Genomic DNA, 16,935 nt, shown 5'->3' on the forward strand with positions numbered 1-16,935 from the left:
AACACCCTGTCACTGTTGACTTCTACATGATACATGCCACAACATAGATAGGACTTTCACCTATTATCAGAATAATTTACGGAGCACACAAAAAACAAACCTGCCCGCAGTTTCCCCGGACAGGTTTTTTGTCTAGTCATTATTTACGAGGAGGCCAAATGCTTCCTGGCTGCCGTTGCTCTGTATATAAAATTCCGAACCAGCTGGAATTTTTTCTTCTTCACCTTCTACAAAATAACCGGCAACTACACCGGGAAGTCCAAAGAGTGCTGTTCCCAGCAGACTAGCTCCAATAGCAAGCTTTTGTGATTTATTCTCTTCCTGTGCCTCTTCATTTAATTCAACAGAAAGATAATTTCCATCCAGCTGCATAAGTTTTTTAAAACTTATTTTAATATCACCATCTTTACCCATTTTACCGGCGGATTTTATATCAGATACCTTCAGATATCCTTTCATGCCAGATGGAATTACCAGGCTGTCTTCTATAGTAATATCATTAACTACTTCATAGGGAATAAGCTGACCTGTATAAGACTGACCAGAGTCTATACTTTCGAGCAGTTTTATTCTTATCAGCTGATCATCAGGAATAGTTACCTTTTTAACCGGTATTTCTTTACCACTTATACTCACCTTATATAAATTTTTTATTCTGTCCCAGAGTGGACCTTCACCTTTTGTACCGGTTATCATCATCTCCAGATTTTCCAGCCGCTCTACAATTGTACCTCTTCCCACTCTGCCGTTTAAAGACCAGCCAACTGTATTGAGTAAAAAGAGGAGTGATGGCTCACCTTCTGAACTTATCATCACATCATTTATAATCTTTTCTGCTCTTTCTACAATAGAACCCGACTGTTTTTCACTATAAACTGTCTGCTCAATATCTGCTATTCTCTTCACCATCGGTATATTCTGAGGACTACCATAGAGAAGTTTTTCTACTTCTCCAATTTGTTCTAAAGGAATTATACCTGTGGCTGCAGTCGAGGAGACAGCAGTTACAAAACTTAATACAAAAATTAAAAATACAACAAAAAATGACTGTCTGAAAAAATTCAAATAACTTCACCTTCCCTATTAAAATTTAATTTCAAATGCTGCCTTAATATTGGATTCATTTTCTTCAGATTCATCTTCACTTTCTGTTACCTCATACCCAAGAGAAACTTTAGCCGCTTCATTTAAATTAACACCCAGACCAATATTCCAGGAGCTTTTTTGTGTATTTAGTGCAGATTCTATCTGAGCTGGATCAAGCAGCTTATATGATGCACTAAAAGTTGCTAGATCCTTAAAATCAAGTTCAATACCTGTTATCTGCTGTTTTACATTATTGGCTGTATCCAGCTGAAAGTTAGCCCTTATCGCTCCCAGGTCATCTGTAAAACTTACACCAAATATGGTGGAACTGCCTAAATAGTCTTCAAATTCATTGTTGCGTATATAATCAGCAGAAACAGTTATTCTATCATTTGTCTGATAGGCAATACCCAGACTCTGCTTCCTGTTTAATTCTTCATTGTAAACCGCAGTTTTATTCCCCAGTGGTGGTTCACTCTCGGTTATACTTCTTTCTAAAGGCTCAAAAGCTGTCTGCTCTATATCAAGACTGCCTGATTCCGGCATTGTAATACCATTTACATCCCACCATTCCCGACTGGCCAGAGAATATCCAGCTCTTATCAATGTATGGGAATTAACTGTATATTGAATATTAAGGTCTGTTTGAGTTTCAAGTTTATTATCATCATCAATCTCTTCACTATAATCTGCATCCAGCATAAGGTTAGGAAGAAGATTTAGCCCTTCTTTCATAGTTCTGCTCATGTTTTCTCCTGTCAGATCAAACGGTTCAGTTTCAACTTCTATTTCATCCACATTTATATTACTGTCAAACATAGATGCAATACCAAGCAGCTCTTTTCTTCCTTTATCCGAAAAAATTTTATCTTCTTCATCAGGCAGGTCGAGAGTTTTTAAATTCTTTTCAGCAGCTTTATCAAGTTTTTCAATATTTTCAGCTAATACACAAGAAGAAAAGCTCAGCAGCATTATAATCAGCATAAATATAACTGTTTTTTTCATCTCTCCCCACCTCCATTTAATACATATTTGTACATATTAATTATAACAGAAAAGGACAAAATTATCCAGAGAATAGTACAAAAGAATAATTTTAAAGTAATATTTGATGTGTCCACAAAAAGGGTATTTGCGGAACATTAGGCATTTTTCGTTAATCAATCTTAATGAGTAGAGACGCAAATAACCTTTTTGTGGGAGAATCATATTTAATTACTTCAAAATTAGGCACTATTCATCTGTGAGGGCAGACAAGCCCATCGGGTTTTCTTTTAATAAAATCTATAACTATACTGGCTTTAAGCCGGACACCATCTATTGATGCAGTTCTTTCGCCAAAATTATCACAGATTATATTGATATAATCAACACCATCTTAATGTGATATATTAAGTTTAAGTAATTTGATTTAAATTAAAAGTTATAAACTAATCCCAGATTATAGGAAAAACCATTACTGTACACATTACCTTCTTCTTCATCATCAATTTCCATATAAAGATAATCGATTCCACCATTAAAGCCCCAGTTTGCAGTAATCTCTTTTTCATAACCAACACCAAATCTGTAGCTTATTCCATCCAGGTCATATTTCTCATGATTTGGAGTCGGATTATGATCATTTACAGGGTCAACGGCCAGTAAATTATTTACTAAAATATCACCTTCAAAATCCTTTGTTTTGCTGCCATTATATACCCCTATTCCTCCACCAATAGTCCAGTTCTCATTAAGTTTATAATCTGCCATACCAACTATTCCATACATCGAGGGTGGTATTTGTAATAGCCAATCCACCTGTCATTTCCCAGTCACTTTCTGCCTGTACTGTCACTGCAAAACTCCCAATAAACAACATAACCATAATCAATAAAACAATTGAACACTCCACTTAGAATTTCCTCCTTTAGTTTAATTTACCATTTTATTATTTTACACACAAAAAACCCCGAGGGAAATCCCCCGGGGTTCTTATCTTATTTGTTATTGTAATCATTTTTCTTTTGCTTGTCAAGTTTTGCAAGATATTTTTCTGCAATTATCACCGCTGCATAGTCATCTACGGGTGTTTTGGGCCGCCAAGAAACAAATTTGTGCAGCAGTTTCTCCAGCCTGGACTTGGGCTTTTCTTTAATATACCTTGCTTCTGCTTCTTCTGTGGTAGAACTTTCATCTATTATATGAATTTTTATATCTTTTTTTATATTGCTTATCTTTTTTTCTATTTTTTCTGCCTCTGTCCCATTTCCCAGCACTATCTCATCTATTCGGTAGTGTTTAAAAATCGCCTTTAAATGCTGACTCAATCTGTCGGCTGGAATTATCAACTGCTCTTTTACACCTGTAGTACTGTCAACAACAGCAACTCCAACCTTATCTTTACCGGGATCAACAGCTATAATCTGTTTATTCATCTCAGTCGATCTCCTTAATATTAAAGTCCAAATTGTTTGTCAGCCTATCTACTCTCCAGATATCCTCTGCAGCTCTGATGCTGACTTCTACCCTACCAGACATTGACTTGATTTTATTTAATATTTCATAAAAGTAGCTGAAGTTTATACTGCCAACCTGTCCGGAATTATTTGGCAGAAGGCCCTGGTTTATAGCCTTGTTGTTAACCTTATCCAGCAGAGCTTCAAGTTCTGCTTCTATCTGGTCTGGTGACTGATCTGCATCAATCTCCCTGCTCACAATAAGCTCATTTTTTTCGAAGACTATAAAATCCTCATTAAGGAGAAAATTGGCATAAAGCCAATCGTTTTTGGGAACATTGACTCTGGCTACCAGACTTACTATTACCCTGCTGCCTGGATCCATATTATATATAATTCTCGCTGCATTTAAAATATCCTCTGTCTGCAGTCTGAGAGCCATACCTGTCTCTTCATTTATCTCAATATCCTTCTGTTTTGCAACCTTATTTGCTTCCTGCAGATATTTATTCAGAGCAGAAATTGTCTCCTGTTCACTGCGCCCACCTTCCATGACATCGGTATAGATAATATCACCTTTTTGATAGACCATCTCCTCACCCATATAGTAAATGACACCTGCCTGAAGCTGGCCTGCCAGTTCTTTTAGCTCTTCATAATTAGCTGTTAAATTATTTATCTGCTCCTGAAGATCAGCTACTTTTTCCTCCAGACCTTTCCGCTGTGTATCCAGCTCTGATACTCTTTTTTTGAGGTCATCTCTGTTTGCCTCCAGCTCTTTTATCTCAGCTGCTGCCGTTTGTAAATTGCTGTTGGCTTCTTTCAGCTCCTGCTGCAGATTTTCCAGTTTTGCCTGAAGCTCATTGCGCTGTTTTTCCAGTTGATTAAGTTCTTTTTCACTTGCCTTAATTTCCTTATCTTTCTGCTGTATTTCCTGATCTTTTTTTTCTATAAGGGCATTTTTCTTATTTATTTCCTGCTGTCTTTTTTCTATTTCACTTTTTAGAGAGCTGAGCTCACTATCTCTTTCTGCAAGCTCTTTGTTTAGATATTCGAGCCTGTATAAAACATCATTAATATTAAATAATGCCTGTCTCAATTCTGAATAAACCGAAAGCAGTATAGTTACAGATATAAGTGCGATTAAAATTCCGGTAACAATAGTAATAATTATAGATGAATAGCGCGGGCGGAGACCAAAAAGTGAAACGCGTTTTTTCCCCATCTTCATACCTATTCTGTCGCCCAGATAGGCTATCAGTCCACTCAGAAAAGTAACAAGGACTAAAATTAATATACCATTCACCAGCCTCCACCTCCTCATTTAAGTTCTGGCTGTTCTGTAAATCATATAAGTGCCAAGTAGGAAAATTACAATATTCTGAAGCCAGGCCCCAAACCATGGTGGAATAGTTCCCTGACTTCCGAGAGCATCTCCCACTGTCATCAAACTGTAATAAATAAAAATAATGATAATACTTATTCCAAATCCTGTTGCAGAACCACCAGAACGCTGTGGCTGAATTCCCAGTGGAGCTGCCAGCAGTGCAAATATAAAGCTGGCCATAGGAATGGCAAATCTCTGATGCCACTTCACTCTTTCTTCATAGGCTTCCTTTCCCTGCTGCTGCTGCAGATCAATATATTCCTTAAGTTCTCTAATATTCATATCATCTATTCTTTTACCTAATTTGGAAACTTCCACCGGTGTATGAATAGCCTCTTCCAGCCTATATTCTGTAAACATCAGAGCTGGAGATCTATTTTCTTTATCCAAAAAATATATTATACCATTTTTGAAGTTCCAGCCATTTTCCAGCCAGACAGCACTATCGGCTTTGAGGACACTCTGCGGACTGCCATTATCAAAACTCTGTACAACAACATCGCTCATAGTTCCATTATCAGAATCAAATTTATGTGCATAAAGAATATAATCAGGTCTGCCGCTTTCATTATCAAGTGGAGTTAAAAAAAGATCATATTGTGTTTCCGGCCGTTTTTCTCCATGTTTGAATTCATATATAATCTGTTCTACCCGGTAATTTGCACCTGGCACCACAAATTCTGTAATACCAATTGTAAAAGCACTTGTTACAAGTCCCATTATCAAAGCCGGCAGTATAAGTGTAAAAATACTGATACCACCACTCCTCATAGCTGTTATTTCACTATCTCCAGAAAGACGGTTAAAAGCCATTATTGTACCAAGCAGGGCTGCCATGGGGAAGGTAAGTACAATAATTTCCGGCAGACTCAAAAAAAATAACTGTATAAGAGTAAGTGTATCAACACCCCATTTTGTATGATATTCTGTTAAGTCAAAAATAAGATTGGTTCCCACAAAAATTCCTGTAAAAGCTGCCACACCAAAGAAAAAAGGTGCAATCAGTTCTTTATAGATGTATTTGTTAATTATTTTCAAGAACATGCACCTCACTCTATATAGTAAAATTATTACCCAGATAAAATTTTCTTGCCAGCTCACTTTCTGCAATTTCCTGCGAACTGCCGGAAAGGAGTATTTTTCCCTGATACATAATATAGGAGCGGTCAGTGATAGAAAGTGTTTCCCGCACATTATGATCTGTAATCAGCACTCCCAGACCCCTTTCTTTGAGGTAGTTTATTATAGCCTGAATGTCATTAACAGCAATTGGATCTATCCCTGCAAAAGGTTCATCAAGAAGTATAAATGACGGTTCAGCTGCCAGAGCTCTGGCAATTTCTACCCTGCGCCGTTCTCCACCGGAAAGTTGAAATCCTTTTCTATTTTTTAAGTTTTTAATATGCAGCTCATCCAGCAGCTCATCTGTCATTTCTTCTATTAATTGTTCAGAAACATCCTGATATTCAAGAATGGCTTTTATATTATTTTCTACGGTCATTTTGCGGAAAATGGAGCTTTCCTGCGGCAGATAACCTATACCAAGACGGGCTCTTTTGTATACCGGCAGATGAGAAATTTTTTTGTCATCAAAAAAAACTTCCCCTGCATCTGGCACAATCAGACCCAGAATCATATAAAAAGTTGTTGTCTTACCAGCACCATTTGGTCCCAACAATCCTACTATTTCTCCTCTTTTAAGGTCTATATTCACCTCATTAACCACTTTTTCTTTGTTGTATTCTTTAACCAGACCTTCTGCTTTAACTGCCATCTGATTTTTCCTCCTGAGGAAAGACCACTGTGGCCTGTCCTTCCATATTAACTTTTTCTTCTACCAGGTCAACAGTCACTTTTTCTGCAGAAAATTTCTGGCCATTTCTGGTACCTTCTACATTACCTTCGAGTATAATTATTTCTCTATCCATATAATAATCTATCTTTTCCGAATAGGCCTGCAGATTTTGATAATCCAGATAGGTGTTTTCCCTTACTTCTATCTTTTGTTCAGCTCTGTAGACATCTATTTTATCACCTTTTAGATGTGAATCAGGTCCCAAAATTTCCGGATTTTCTCTCAGATGAAATACTTCTTGTTCTATATTACCATAAAGCAGATCTGAATAAGCCTCATAATCAAGATAAAAGAGTTCTACTTCATCTTCAAAATGAATATCACCTGTGGTCTGATCATAGCTCCCTCTGCCGACAGATCTAAGAGTGATATCATCATAAATTAATTCCACATTACCAACTGCAGTAAAAGAATAGCCTTCACCAGTAGGTATAAAGTCCAGCTTATCTCCGCTGAGTTCTCTTTCTGCCGATACTGAAAAAACAGCAGCTGTCATTATTAAAAATGTAAATAAGATGATCAGGCATTTATTCTTCATTTCTGCTCTCCTTAAAATTTATTACCGCTTTTTTCTCTTTACTGCGGAACAGTTCAAGATCTTCAATATTCAGATCAGACTTAAATCTGTGTCCCTTCCCTACAAAGTTTGGACCGTAGATTTCAACATCTTTTTTTCCTTTTAAAATATCTTCTTTAAGATCATATACTATTTCCATACAGTAAATAGTATACTTATTTCTATCAAAGTCCACCGGACCCTTAATATTTAAAATTTTATTATCAGTATAATAAACTCCGCTTTCACCATCCATAATATAAAGGAGTTCCCCTGTATCATCATTATATACCTCAACATGAACAGGTTTCAGCTCCATAAGTTTTTTTTGACTGTAATTTTTTAGATCTTCTGTCTGCAGTTCAAGGCGGTGACTTTCATCACTGTCATATACTGTAAAAAAAACTTCTGCCAGCTGCTGCTGTGGTTTTTCCGCTTCCTTTTCTATTTCGGGCTGACTGCTCATAGGATCCTGCCTTAAGCTGAAATAAATACCAAAAACAGTAATTAAAATCAAAATTATGGCTAAAATAAATCTGCTGTTTTTCAACTGTTATTTAAGGCCCCCTTTTTTGACAACCAGTTCAGCTGTCCGCTCAACAGCACCTCCACCACCGAGCTTCTTTCTTACTTTTTTAAGTCCATCACATATCTTATCTAATTTGTCGGGACTTTCTATAAACTCAGCAGCTTTACTGTAAATATTATTTACCGTAAAATCTTCCTGTACAAATTCTGGCAGCAGCTCATAGCCGGCAATAATGTTCGGCATGCCAATATGGTCAATTTTAAAAACTTTCTTTCCCAGCCAGTAAGAAGTTTTACCAGTCTGATAGCAGATTATCATGGGAGTATTTAAAACAGCTGCTTCAACAGTTGCCGTTCCAGAAGCAGTTATAATAAAATCCGCCCCTTTCATGATCTGATAGCTGTAGTCTTTTACAGTTTTAATATTGGAACCTGCTTCCATTTGATATTTCTCTATCATCTCTTCAGCAGCTCTATCAGCTGCTGCAATAACAAAATTAACTCTATCATATGTTTTTTTTAGCTTTTCTGCTGATTTAATCATTTTACAAAGCAGTCTATCTATTTCCGATTTTCTACTTCCGGGAAGAATGCCAATTAAAAACTCATCTTCTGCACAGCTGAGTTCAGCTCTGATCTCTTTTCTGCTTTCATCCACTTTAACCATATCTATCAGTGGATGGCCGACAAAAGTAACTTCTGCCCCTGCTTTTTCGTAAACATCCCTCTCCATAGGAAAAACAGCAGCAATTTCGGTTCCATATGCTGCCATTTTATCTGCCCTTTTTTTGCGATAAATCCAGGCAGTTGGTGGGAAATAATCAACAGCTGGTACACCAAATTTGCTGCAGGCTTTTGCCATTCTCATATTAAAAAATGAATAGTCAACCAGAAATACTACATCCGGTTTTCTTTCTTTAATCAAATTTTTCATCGTTTTTAAATTTTTTAGATGGGTCTTTAAATTCTTTACTGCCTCCATATATCCAATTGTGCTTACTTCAGTAGGATCTATAATAATTTCTGCTCCAGCTTCTCTAAGTCGGGTAGATCCCATACCAAAAAATTCACTGTCCGGGACTATATCCGATATTTTTTTCACTACCTCTGCCGCATGCATATCTCCAGATACTTCACCGGCAGATACCATTACTCTCCCCATGGTATTATCAGTTCACCTTCTTCTGTAAAAGAAGCGGCCACTACTTTAAGACCACCTTTTTCTGCCCTTAGGCAAAATTCTTCTTTATCAAGCAGAAAGGTTTTTCCTGCTTCAATTATCAGTCCATCTGCCCCTGCTTCAAGCAGCAGATTGAGTGTTTTTAAACCAACAGTCGGTATATCAACTCTGATATCCTGCTGTGGTTTGCTTGCTTTTGCCATTACTATTCCTCTGCCGCCGAATTTAGCAGCTCTTTTGATGGCTTCATCTGTTCCTTCAATAGCTTCAACAGCCATAACTGCTTTATCTTTAACAAGAACAGTCTGGCCGATATCCAGCCTACCCAAATTATGGGCCATGTTTAATCCATATTCCATATCGGCAGCGACTCTAAAATCAGGCTTTTCTGAAGTAATAAGACCTGCTTCAGGCAGCATATCTTCCAACAGATATGACTGTGGTAATACATCAATTCCTTCTTTTATGAATTCTTCAACAACTGCCCTCATTATTGTATCATCATTGTAATCTTCAAGTTCGGACAAAATAACCTTCATTCTGTCATCCAGACTGATACCGCTAAAAAGATGCGATTTCCTCACCTTACCAATCATTAGAACTTTTTTGATATTATTATTATGAATGAGTCCGATCAGCTTATCAATATGGCCGATATTTATACTTACTGTTTCTAATGATAGGTCAGCAAAGGATACTGTCTCTTCTTCAGCAAGTGTAAATACAGCTATGTCCAGCCCTGCTTTAGTTGCTCTTTCTGCCCACACAGCAGGAAGTTCTCCCCAGCCTGCTATCAGTGCTATTTTTTCCATATTTTTATCATCCTAACGACAGATACCGCGCTGTACATTTCTCAAAAATCTCAAAAAATGTTCTATTTCTTCACTTGCATCAAGCTCCTGATCCATCTTTTTAATTGCTTCATCTATATTTAGTTTTGATCTATACAAAATTTTGTAGGCTTTTTTGATTTCTCTCCTCAGTGCAGGTGTTACCCCATTTCTGCGCAGTCCTACTACATTGATACCATTTACTCCAGCTGGATGACCATCTACAAGTACATATGGAGGCACATCTTTTACAACTTTGGAATGTGCACCTGTCATACTCATTTTTCCAATTCTCACAAACTGATGAACTCCTACCATACCAGAAATTACTACATTATCTTCTATGATAACATGTCCTGCCAGATTGGTGGCATTAGACATTATAATATGATTTCCTAACTGGCAGTCATGGGCAACATGACAGTAGGCCATAATTAAATTATCATTTCCAATTCTTGTCTCCCCACCACCTTCAGCAGTCCCCCGGTGAATGGTCACATTTTCTCTTATCACATTTTTATCACCAATAAAGAGATAGCTTTTTTCCCCATCAAATTTTAGATCCTGGGGTTCCAGTCCTATTGAAGCTCCATGAAAAATCTTGTTATCTTTTCCTAGCGTTGTCCATCCATCAATAACTACATGTGGTCCTATTACAGTGTTATCACCTATCTCTACATGTTCTCCAATAATAGAATATGGTCCTATCTCTACATTTTTTCCTAATTTTGCTCCTGGTGCAACTACCGCTGTTTCGTGAATATTTCCCAGCCTGAGTAGTTTTGCTTTTTGCCCTGCTTCAGCCAATACTTTCGCCTCCTTTTCCTCTATTCTGCTTCAAAAGCAAACATTAGTTCCGCTTCTGCAGCCAGCCTGTCTTCAACATATGCTTCAGTTCTTACTTTAGAAATTTTACTGCGAAGTCTCATTACATCAACTTTTATTACCAATCTATCACCAGGTACAACTGTTGTTCTAAATTTGGCCTTATCTATACCGGTCAAATAGGGATATGTCTCTTTCATATCTTCAAAACTGTAATAAATTAAAACACCAGCGACCTGTGCCATTGCCTCTACTATTAAAACTCCAGGCATAATGGGATGGTCTGGATAATGACCCAGAAAAAATTCTTCATTAATTGTTACATTTTTTATACCTACAACGTGTTCTCCCTTCTGCAGTTCTTCTATCTTATCTACCAAAAGCAGTGGATAACGGTGAGGCAGAATAGAACGTATTTTATTAATATCAATAATTTCGTTTATATCACCCAATTTTTTTCTCCTCCTCAATCATTTTTTCTCTTATCAGTGCAGCCAATTCAACATGCAGGCTGTGACCTGATTTAACAGCAATTATATGCCCCTCTATTCGTCCATTTAAAGCCATATCTCCCACAATATCCAGAACCTTATGTCTGGCAAATTCATTTTTAAAACGCATCGGATTTATCGCTTTTTCATTACCAATCAAAACAGCATTATCCAGGCTTCCACCAAGTGCAAGTCCATTTTTATGCAGTCTTTCTATCTCCCTTTCGAAACCAAATGTTCTGGCCCGGCTTAGATCATCTCTAAAATCATCTTTTTTACTATCATATTCAAAAAAGCTTGTCCCTACAGCAGGATGATCATAATCCAGCGTATATGATATTTTAAATCCATCATATGGTAAAATTGTAATATAGGAACCACCATTTCTGGCAAACAAAGGTCTATCTATAGAAAATACAAACAAATTTTTTTTCTGTTCTTTTTTGCCTGCTGACTGCAGAAGATCGAAAAATGGTGCTGCACTACCATCTGCAACAGGTATTTCAGGTCCATCAACTTCTATCATAAGGTTGTCCAGATCTGATGCCCAAATTGCTGCCATCAGATGTTCAACAGTACTGATTCTCACATCTGTCTTATCTTTTCTCCCCAGAGTTGTACATCTGCGTGAATCTACAACTGAAGAAGGTTTTACCTTCAAATATGGCTTCCCCTGCAGATCCATTCTCCTAAAAATAATACCGCTGTCTGCCGGAGCTTCTTTTATCTTAATATATGCGTCAGCACCTGAATGAAGTGCTATTCCTTTATAATCTATTTCATTTTTTATCGTATGCTGTCTGTTTTTTTCTATAAACAAATGCTTCATCCCTTTCAAAAAAGAAACCTTTCAATATTATATTATATATTTATATCTTTTATAATTCAATAAAATATTTAAATTAATTGTTTTTTTCCAGTTCAGCCAGCTTTTTTTCCAGATTTTTTACCCTTTCCTGTAGATTTGGCAGCCTGCGGAGTAAAGCTCTTTCTTTTAATTCCTGTCTGTGGTTCTGGGCTGGAGCTCCTGATATAAAATCTCCTTTTTTGGTATCTGAAGTAACCATGCTTCTGGCTGCTGCTGTTGTTTTTTCCGCCAGAGTGATATGTCCTACTACTCCAACCTGGCCGGCAAGTGTTGTTCTTTTTTTAATTACTGTACTACCAGAAATTCCTACCTGAGCAACAATTAAGCATTCTGGCCCTATTTTTACATTATGGGCTATTTGGACCAGATTATCTATTTTAGTTCCTCTACCTACAATCGTTGAACCACTGGTGCCTCTATCAATGGTAACATTTGCTCCTATCTCAACCTCAGATTCAATTACAACATTACCAAGCTGTGGGATTTTATGATGTCCCTCAGAATCACTTGCATAGCCATAACCATCAGAGCCAATCACTGTAGAAGCCTCTATGGTAACATTATCTCCTATAATACTTCCTCTCTCAACAGTAACAGTGGGGTGAAGCAGACAATTTCTGCCGATCTCTACATTCTCAGCTATTACTGTTCCAGGAGCGATAACAGTACCCTCACCAATAACAGTATTTTCTCCAATAAAAACACCAGGATGAATCGACACATTTTTACCAATACAGGCTGTTTCTGCTATAACAGCTTTTCCGGATATTTTCCCATTTTTATAAGGTGTTTTAAAAAATAGTGAAGCAATTTTTGCATAAGCGGTGCGGGGATTTTCTGTCAAAAGAAGCGTTTTTTCTGTTTTAAATTCCATTTCATCCGGCACAATAATAAGATCTGCCGCTGAGTTTAATGCTTTTTTAAAAAACTTTTTGTTATCGGCAAATGTTATAGAGTTTTTCTCTGCTTCATCTATCCCTCTGGCAGAATTTACTCTAATATCCCTGTCTCCTATTATTCTACCGCCAACATAATCTGCTAATTCGGCTGCGGTATATTCTGAATTTTTTAACTCACTGCTGCTAACTTTCAACTTCAACTTTCCCCCTTAAATTTTTATCAAGCTCCATAATAAGTTGATCTGTAATATCAATTCCACCACTGTGTATAAATCTTTTGTATAAAACCACATTATAATTTTCTTTTTCGGCAATAGTATTAACCTTTTCTTCTATGTTGCGGCTGATCTTATTTTCTATATCATTTTTAAGATCCATAAACTTTTTATATTTTTCTTCTGCATCACCACTGGAGTTCTGCAGTTTTTTACCTTCAAAGCTGAGTTTATCCTGCAGTGAAGAAGCAAAACTACTTTCATTTAAAACTCTTTCTAAATCCACTACTGCTATTTGTTCCGGTTTTTCCAGAAAAAATCCCAAAAATAAAGCAGTTAATGCTATAAAAATTGCCGCTGCTTTTCGAATGGACATTATAATTTCACTCCTGTCTGTAAAAAAATTTATCTATCAAAATTTAGAAATATTTTTTTAAAGATTTTTCAGCCAGTTTATTTAAATACTCGGCTTTTTCTTCTGTTTTAAGATTCATAGACCGCCTCTGTTCTGCAATAAAATTATTGAGCTCTTTCTGCAGTCTAGACTCATGTGCCGCAAGTAGGCGGCTGTGTTCTGCTTTAATATTTTTCTGAAATTCCAAAAAATCCTGATTATAATTGTTGATAAGGACATTGGCTCTCTTTTCTATCTCCTGATTATATTTCTGGTTTTTCTGCTCCAGAATCTCATTCTGTTCTTCTCTTATTTTCTGAAGTTCACTTTTTAATCTCTCCACCTCATCCTGACCCTCAGCAACAACCTCAATTTTTATTCTCAAATTTAATATTTTATTATAGTTGTTTAAAAGAATCTGACTGTCACGACTTTTATATTTCTGTTTCAGCTCTGTCCTCAACTCCTCTAAATCTTCCATCAGTTTTTCTTCCAGCTCCTTTTCTTTCTCTGCTGTCTGTTCTTCATAATCTGCTGCAAGAAAATTTCTGTATTCATTCAGGCGGGCCTCATATTCTTCTCTTTTGCCTCTGATTTTCTCTATATGATTTATTGTAATAACAGATAGAGCAGAGTCTATAGCCGCCTGCATCAGTTTAGAATTTCTCTTTTTAACTCTATCTTTCATCAAAATCTGAACTTCTTTTCCTTCTGCTTTTTTCTGCATAAGTTGAGCAAATTGATCATCAGAATTTAAAGTTTCAGGTGCTGATGGTTTACCAATCTCCAGTGTTTTTAGATATATTCTCTCCTCTTCAACAGCTGGGAAAACAAATATTATCAGGAAGGCAAAGATGAGTCCAATTATACTGGCCGTCAGAAATCTAACAGTAATCATATGTTTTCCAAAATTTCTCATCTCCACCACCTCCACCTATATTTTTGCTGGGTTTTTAACTTAAATCGGCAAAATTTAACTCATCTGACCAAACTATCTGAAAAACAAAAAGATGGTTTTGTAGAGCTTAATTCTCTTCACTGCTTTCAGCTCTGTTTTCATCATTGTCTACAATATACTTTATTACTTCATCTGTCAGATCATAACCTCCATAAAGAACATTTCTCTTTTCCAGTACAAATTTGACCTCGTTTTGCTCAGCAACAGCTTTTATTGAGCTGTCTATTTCTTTAAGCAGATCTGACAGCAGCTTTGATTCTACATCTGTAAGCTGCTGCTGATATTCCCTCAGCATACTCTGCAGATTAGATCTTTCCACATCAGCTGACTTCTGCTCCATTTCCTGCTGCAGCTGAGAGGCTTTTTGATTGAGAAAACTCTCTGCTTCTTTTCTGAACGGGTGTGCATCAAATACAGCTTCCAGATCAACACATGCTATTTCTCCCTTATATTTACTGTCCGAAAAGATATTTTTTACAGGTACTAAAGCAGAAAGACCAGCTGCAATAAGCAGAATAACAGCAAATACTATTATCCATACATTTTTTCCCCATTTCATATTTCAAAATACCTCCTGTGATTACTGAATTATCGACTATTTAATTTATTTGTACATTTAATCTGTTCACCTATTTTTAAAAAATAAATACTGCTGTTATAGCTTTAGATCGTTCTCGGTCTTAATTAATTCAGACTGCAGATTCTAAAATGTATTTCCTATACTGAAATGAGGCATTCCATCTCCATCTTCATCCCAGCCGTAATCAAGCCGCAGCTGTCCAATAGGTGTATTCATCCTCAGACCAACACCTTGACCATAAAACATGTCTCCCAGATCAATATTATCTCTGTCATCCCAGGCGTTTCCTGCATCTGCAAATATTACACCACTGAAGTTATCACTGACCGGAAATCTGTACTCTAAATTAAAGAGCAGCATATTATCCCCTGTAAATGATTTGTTTTCATAACCGCGGAGTGATTCCGACCCACCAAGTTTATATTTTTCGGAATAAGGTATTTCTCCAGAATCAGCATAACCCAAACCTGCCTTCATTCTCAGTGCCCAGGCCTGTCTACCTTTAAAACCGGGGAAAAATCTCCTCATCTCCAGATTGTATTTTGTGAAATCATAATCTCCACCGAGAAAATTACCGGCATATTCTGTAGACAGCATATCAATACCACCATGTCTTGGATTGAACGGATGATCTGTTGTATCACGATTAAAGGCCAGTCTAATTGAGCTAATAGAACCGGATTCATTTACCCTATTGACAAGCGGATCTTCTTCTTCCCAGACCGTTTCTGTATCTTCCAGTCGGTATCTAATAGAAGTTCTCCATTCTTCGGTAATGGGATAGCCAAAGGTAATACTACCACCTTTATTATTTTCTTCATAATTATTACCATCAATATCTTCACTTTCAATATTTTCATCATAGACACTAAAGCCAAAAGATAATTTGGTGTTCATTAGCCATGGTTCATAAAAGTTCAAAGAATAAGTTGTGTTATCACCAAACTGCCACCTCAGTCCTATATTCTGTCCATTTCCAAAAAGATTTTTCTCACTGACATTTACAAAACCAAGCATGCCATCTTTTGAGCTGTATCCGCCACCAAAGTTGAGGCGACCTGTTTTACCTTCCGAAACTTTTATAATAAGATTTACCGTATTTTTATCTCTGTCAACGCTCTCCAGTTCTGGATTAATTTTATCAAAATATCCCAGCCTGTATAGCTTTTGGTATCCCTTCTGTATAACTTTAATATTTACAATATCACCTGATTCAACAGGCATTTCTCTTAAGATTACTCTATCATCTGTCTTTGTATTTCCTTCAATTTTTATTTCATTTATATAGCCGGGATTCATTTTAATACTTAAAATCCCCTCTTTGGATATGCTTACATCTGTATAGCGGAACAGTATATATCCATTATCCTGTGCTTTCTCCTGAATCTTTTTTAGATTTTCATTCATTTTCTTAACATTAAGTACTGTCCCCATTTTTAGGTCCAGCATTTTTTTTAATTTTTCCTCTGAATAAACATCCGCATATCCACTGAAGTTAATTTCCTTTAAAATCGGATTTTCTACAACTTCGAATATAACATGCAGTCCATTCTGATAGTTTTCAAATGTAATATTCACATCAGAAAAATAGCCCATATCATAAACTGCTCTCATATCTTTACGCAGTTGATCCTGATCAAGTGTATCTCCCACTTCTGTCACAACATTTGATAAAATTTCGAATTCACTTATATTTTCATTACCTTCAACACTAATTTTCTTTATTTCATCAAAAGGTGACTGTGCAGCCACAGATGGTGTTATAGCTACCATTAGAGCCAGCACAAGTGCTGCCATCATAGATATCTTAAAATAATGGTTATGCCTCATAATTTGCCTCCTAAA

General features: G+C 36.6%; 20 protein-coding genes. All 20 read right to left on the reverse strand.

From position 1 onward, the window contains the following. Positions 1-132: 132 nt before the first annotated feature. On the reverse strand, positions 133-1,065 hold the full coding sequence (locus DER71_RS04995) for a hypothetical protein (protein ID WP_114457877.1): 933 nt from the start codon (positions 1,063-1,065) through the stop codon (positions 133-135). 18 nt (positions 1,066-1,083) lie between these two features. Further along, the gene (locus DER71_RS05000; RefSeq protein WP_114457878.1) at positions 1,084-2,091 is read right to left on the reverse strand and encodes a hypothetical protein; all 1,008 of its coding nucleotides are present in this window, start codon (positions 2,089-2,091) and stop codon (positions 1,084-1,086) included. 411 nt (positions 2,092-2,502) lie between these two features. Continuing rightward, entirely contained in the window at positions 2,503-2,838 is a 336-nt protein-coding gene (locus tag DER71_RS05005) for a hypothetical protein (RefSeq protein WP_233487375.1), read from the reverse strand. Next, on the reverse strand, positions 2,825-2,980 hold the full coding sequence (locus tag DER71_RS11925; RefSeq protein WP_158531791.1) for a hypothetical protein: 156 nt from the start codon (positions 2,978-2,980) through the stop codon (positions 2,825-2,827). The genes DER71_RS05005 and DER71_RS11925 overlap by 14 nt, the downstream gene beginning before the upstream one ends. Before the next feature lie 85 nt (positions 2,981-3,065). Further along, on the reverse strand, positions 3,066-3,503 hold the full coding sequence (gene ruvX / locus DER71_RS05010; protein WP_114457880.1) for a Holliday junction resolvase RuvX: 438 nt from the start codon (positions 3,501-3,503) through the stop codon (positions 3,066-3,068). Between the two features lies 1 nt (position 3,504). Then, positions 3,505-4,830 (reverse strand): DUF3084 domain-containing protein, encoded by a 1,326-nt coding sequence (locus DER71_RS05015; protein ID WP_233486991.1) that lies wholly within the window; start codon positions 4,828-4,830, stop codon positions 3,505-3,507. An 18-nt stretch (positions 4,831-4,848) separates the two neighbouring features. Next, a complete protein-coding gene (locus DER71_RS05020; RefSeq protein ID WP_114457882.1) occupies positions 4,849-5,949 on the reverse strand; it encodes an LptF/LptG family permease in 1,101 nt (366 codons plus the stop codon). A 16-nt stretch (positions 5,950-5,965) separates the two neighbouring features. Further along, positions 5,966-6,685 carry an LPS export ABC transporter ATP-binding protein gene (gene lptB / locus DER71_RS05025; protein ID WP_114457883.1) on the reverse strand — a complete coding sequence of 240 codons (720 nt, stop codon included), beginning with the start codon at positions 6,683-6,685 and terminating at the stop codon, positions 5,966-5,968. Continuing rightward, the gene (locus DER71_RS05030; protein ID WP_114457884.1) at positions 6,675-7,304 is read right to left on the reverse strand and encodes an LptA/OstA family protein; all 630 of its coding nucleotides are present in this window, start codon (positions 7,302-7,304) and stop codon (positions 6,675-6,677) included. The genes lptB and DER71_RS05030 overlap by 11 nt, the downstream gene beginning before the upstream one ends. Then, complete coding sequence (lptC, locus tag DER71_RS05035) at positions 7,294-7,872, reverse strand: LPS export ABC transporter periplasmic protein LptC (RefSeq protein WP_114457885.1); 579 nt, start codon at positions 7,870-7,872, stop codon at positions 7,294-7,296. The genes DER71_RS05030 and lptC overlap by 11 nt, the downstream gene beginning before the upstream one ends. 3 nt (positions 7,873-7,875) lie before the next feature. Further along, a complete protein-coding gene (lpxB, locus tag DER71_RS05040) occupies positions 7,876-9,000 on the reverse strand; it encodes a lipid-A-disaccharide synthase (RefSeq protein ID WP_233487376.1) in 1,125 nt (374 codons plus the stop codon). Continuing rightward, the gene (locus DER71_RS05045) at positions 9,000-9,842 is read right to left on the reverse strand and encodes an LpxI family protein (protein WP_114457887.1); all 843 of its coding nucleotides are present in this window, start codon (positions 9,840-9,842) and stop codon (positions 9,000-9,002) included. The genes lpxB and DER71_RS05045 overlap by 1 nt, the downstream gene beginning before the upstream one ends. A gap of 12 nt (positions 9,843-9,854) precedes the next feature. Then, entirely contained in the window at positions 9,855-10,667 is an 813-nt protein-coding gene (lpxA, locus tag DER71_RS05050; protein WP_114457888.1) for an acyl-ACP--UDP-N-acetylglucosamine O-acyltransferase, read from the reverse strand. Between the two features lie 20 nt (positions 10,668-10,687). Continuing rightward, entirely contained in the window at positions 10,688-11,137 is a 450-nt protein-coding gene (gene fabZ, locus DER71_RS05055; protein ID WP_233486992.1) for a 3-hydroxyacyl-ACP dehydratase FabZ, read from the reverse strand. Next, the gene (gene lpxC / locus DER71_RS05060; RefSeq protein ID WP_114457889.1) at positions 11,130-11,996 is read right to left on the reverse strand and encodes a UDP-3-O-acyl-N-acetylglucosamine deacetylase; all 867 of its coding nucleotides are present in this window, start codon (positions 11,994-11,996) and stop codon (positions 11,130-11,132) included. The genes fabZ and lpxC overlap by 8 nt, the downstream gene beginning before the upstream one ends. 82 nt (positions 11,997-12,078) lie before the next feature. Next, positions 12,079-13,143, reverse strand: coding sequence for a UDP-3-O-(3-hydroxymyristoyl)glucosamine N-acyltransferase (gene lpxD, locus DER71_RS05065; protein WP_233486993.1), 1,065 nt, complete (start codon positions 13,141-13,143; stop codon positions 12,079-12,081). Continuing rightward, the gene (locus DER71_RS05070; RefSeq protein WP_114457891.1) at positions 13,127-13,534 is read right to left on the reverse strand and encodes an OmpH family outer membrane protein; all 408 of its coding nucleotides are present in this window, start codon (positions 13,532-13,534) and stop codon (positions 13,127-13,129) included. The genes lpxD and DER71_RS05070 overlap by 17 nt, the downstream gene beginning before the upstream one ends. A 43-nt stretch (positions 13,535-13,577) precedes the next feature. Continuing rightward, a complete protein-coding gene (locus tag DER71_RS05075) occupies positions 13,578-14,471 on the reverse strand; it encodes a hypothetical protein (protein WP_114457892.1) in 894 nt (297 codons plus the stop codon). A 106-nt stretch (positions 14,472-14,577) separates the two neighbouring features. Continuing rightward, positions 14,578-15,069 (reverse strand): OmpH family outer membrane protein, encoded by a 492-nt coding sequence (locus tag DER71_RS05080; RefSeq protein WP_114474377.1) that lies wholly within the window; start codon positions 15,067-15,069, stop codon positions 14,578-14,580. A 144-nt stretch (positions 15,070-15,213) separates the two neighbouring features. After that, complete coding sequence (locus DER71_RS05085) at positions 15,214-16,920, reverse strand: outer membrane protein assembly factor (RefSeq protein ID WP_114457894.1); 1,707 nt, start codon at positions 16,918-16,920, stop codon at positions 15,214-15,216. Positions 16,921-16,935: the final 15 nt, after the last annotated feature.

The sequence above is a fragment of the Halanaerobium sp. DL-01 genome (assembly GCF_003338615.1).
In the GTDB taxonomy this organism is placed as follows: domain Bacteria; phylum Bacillota; class Halanaerobiia; order Halanaerobiales; family Halanaerobiaceae; genus QPJE01.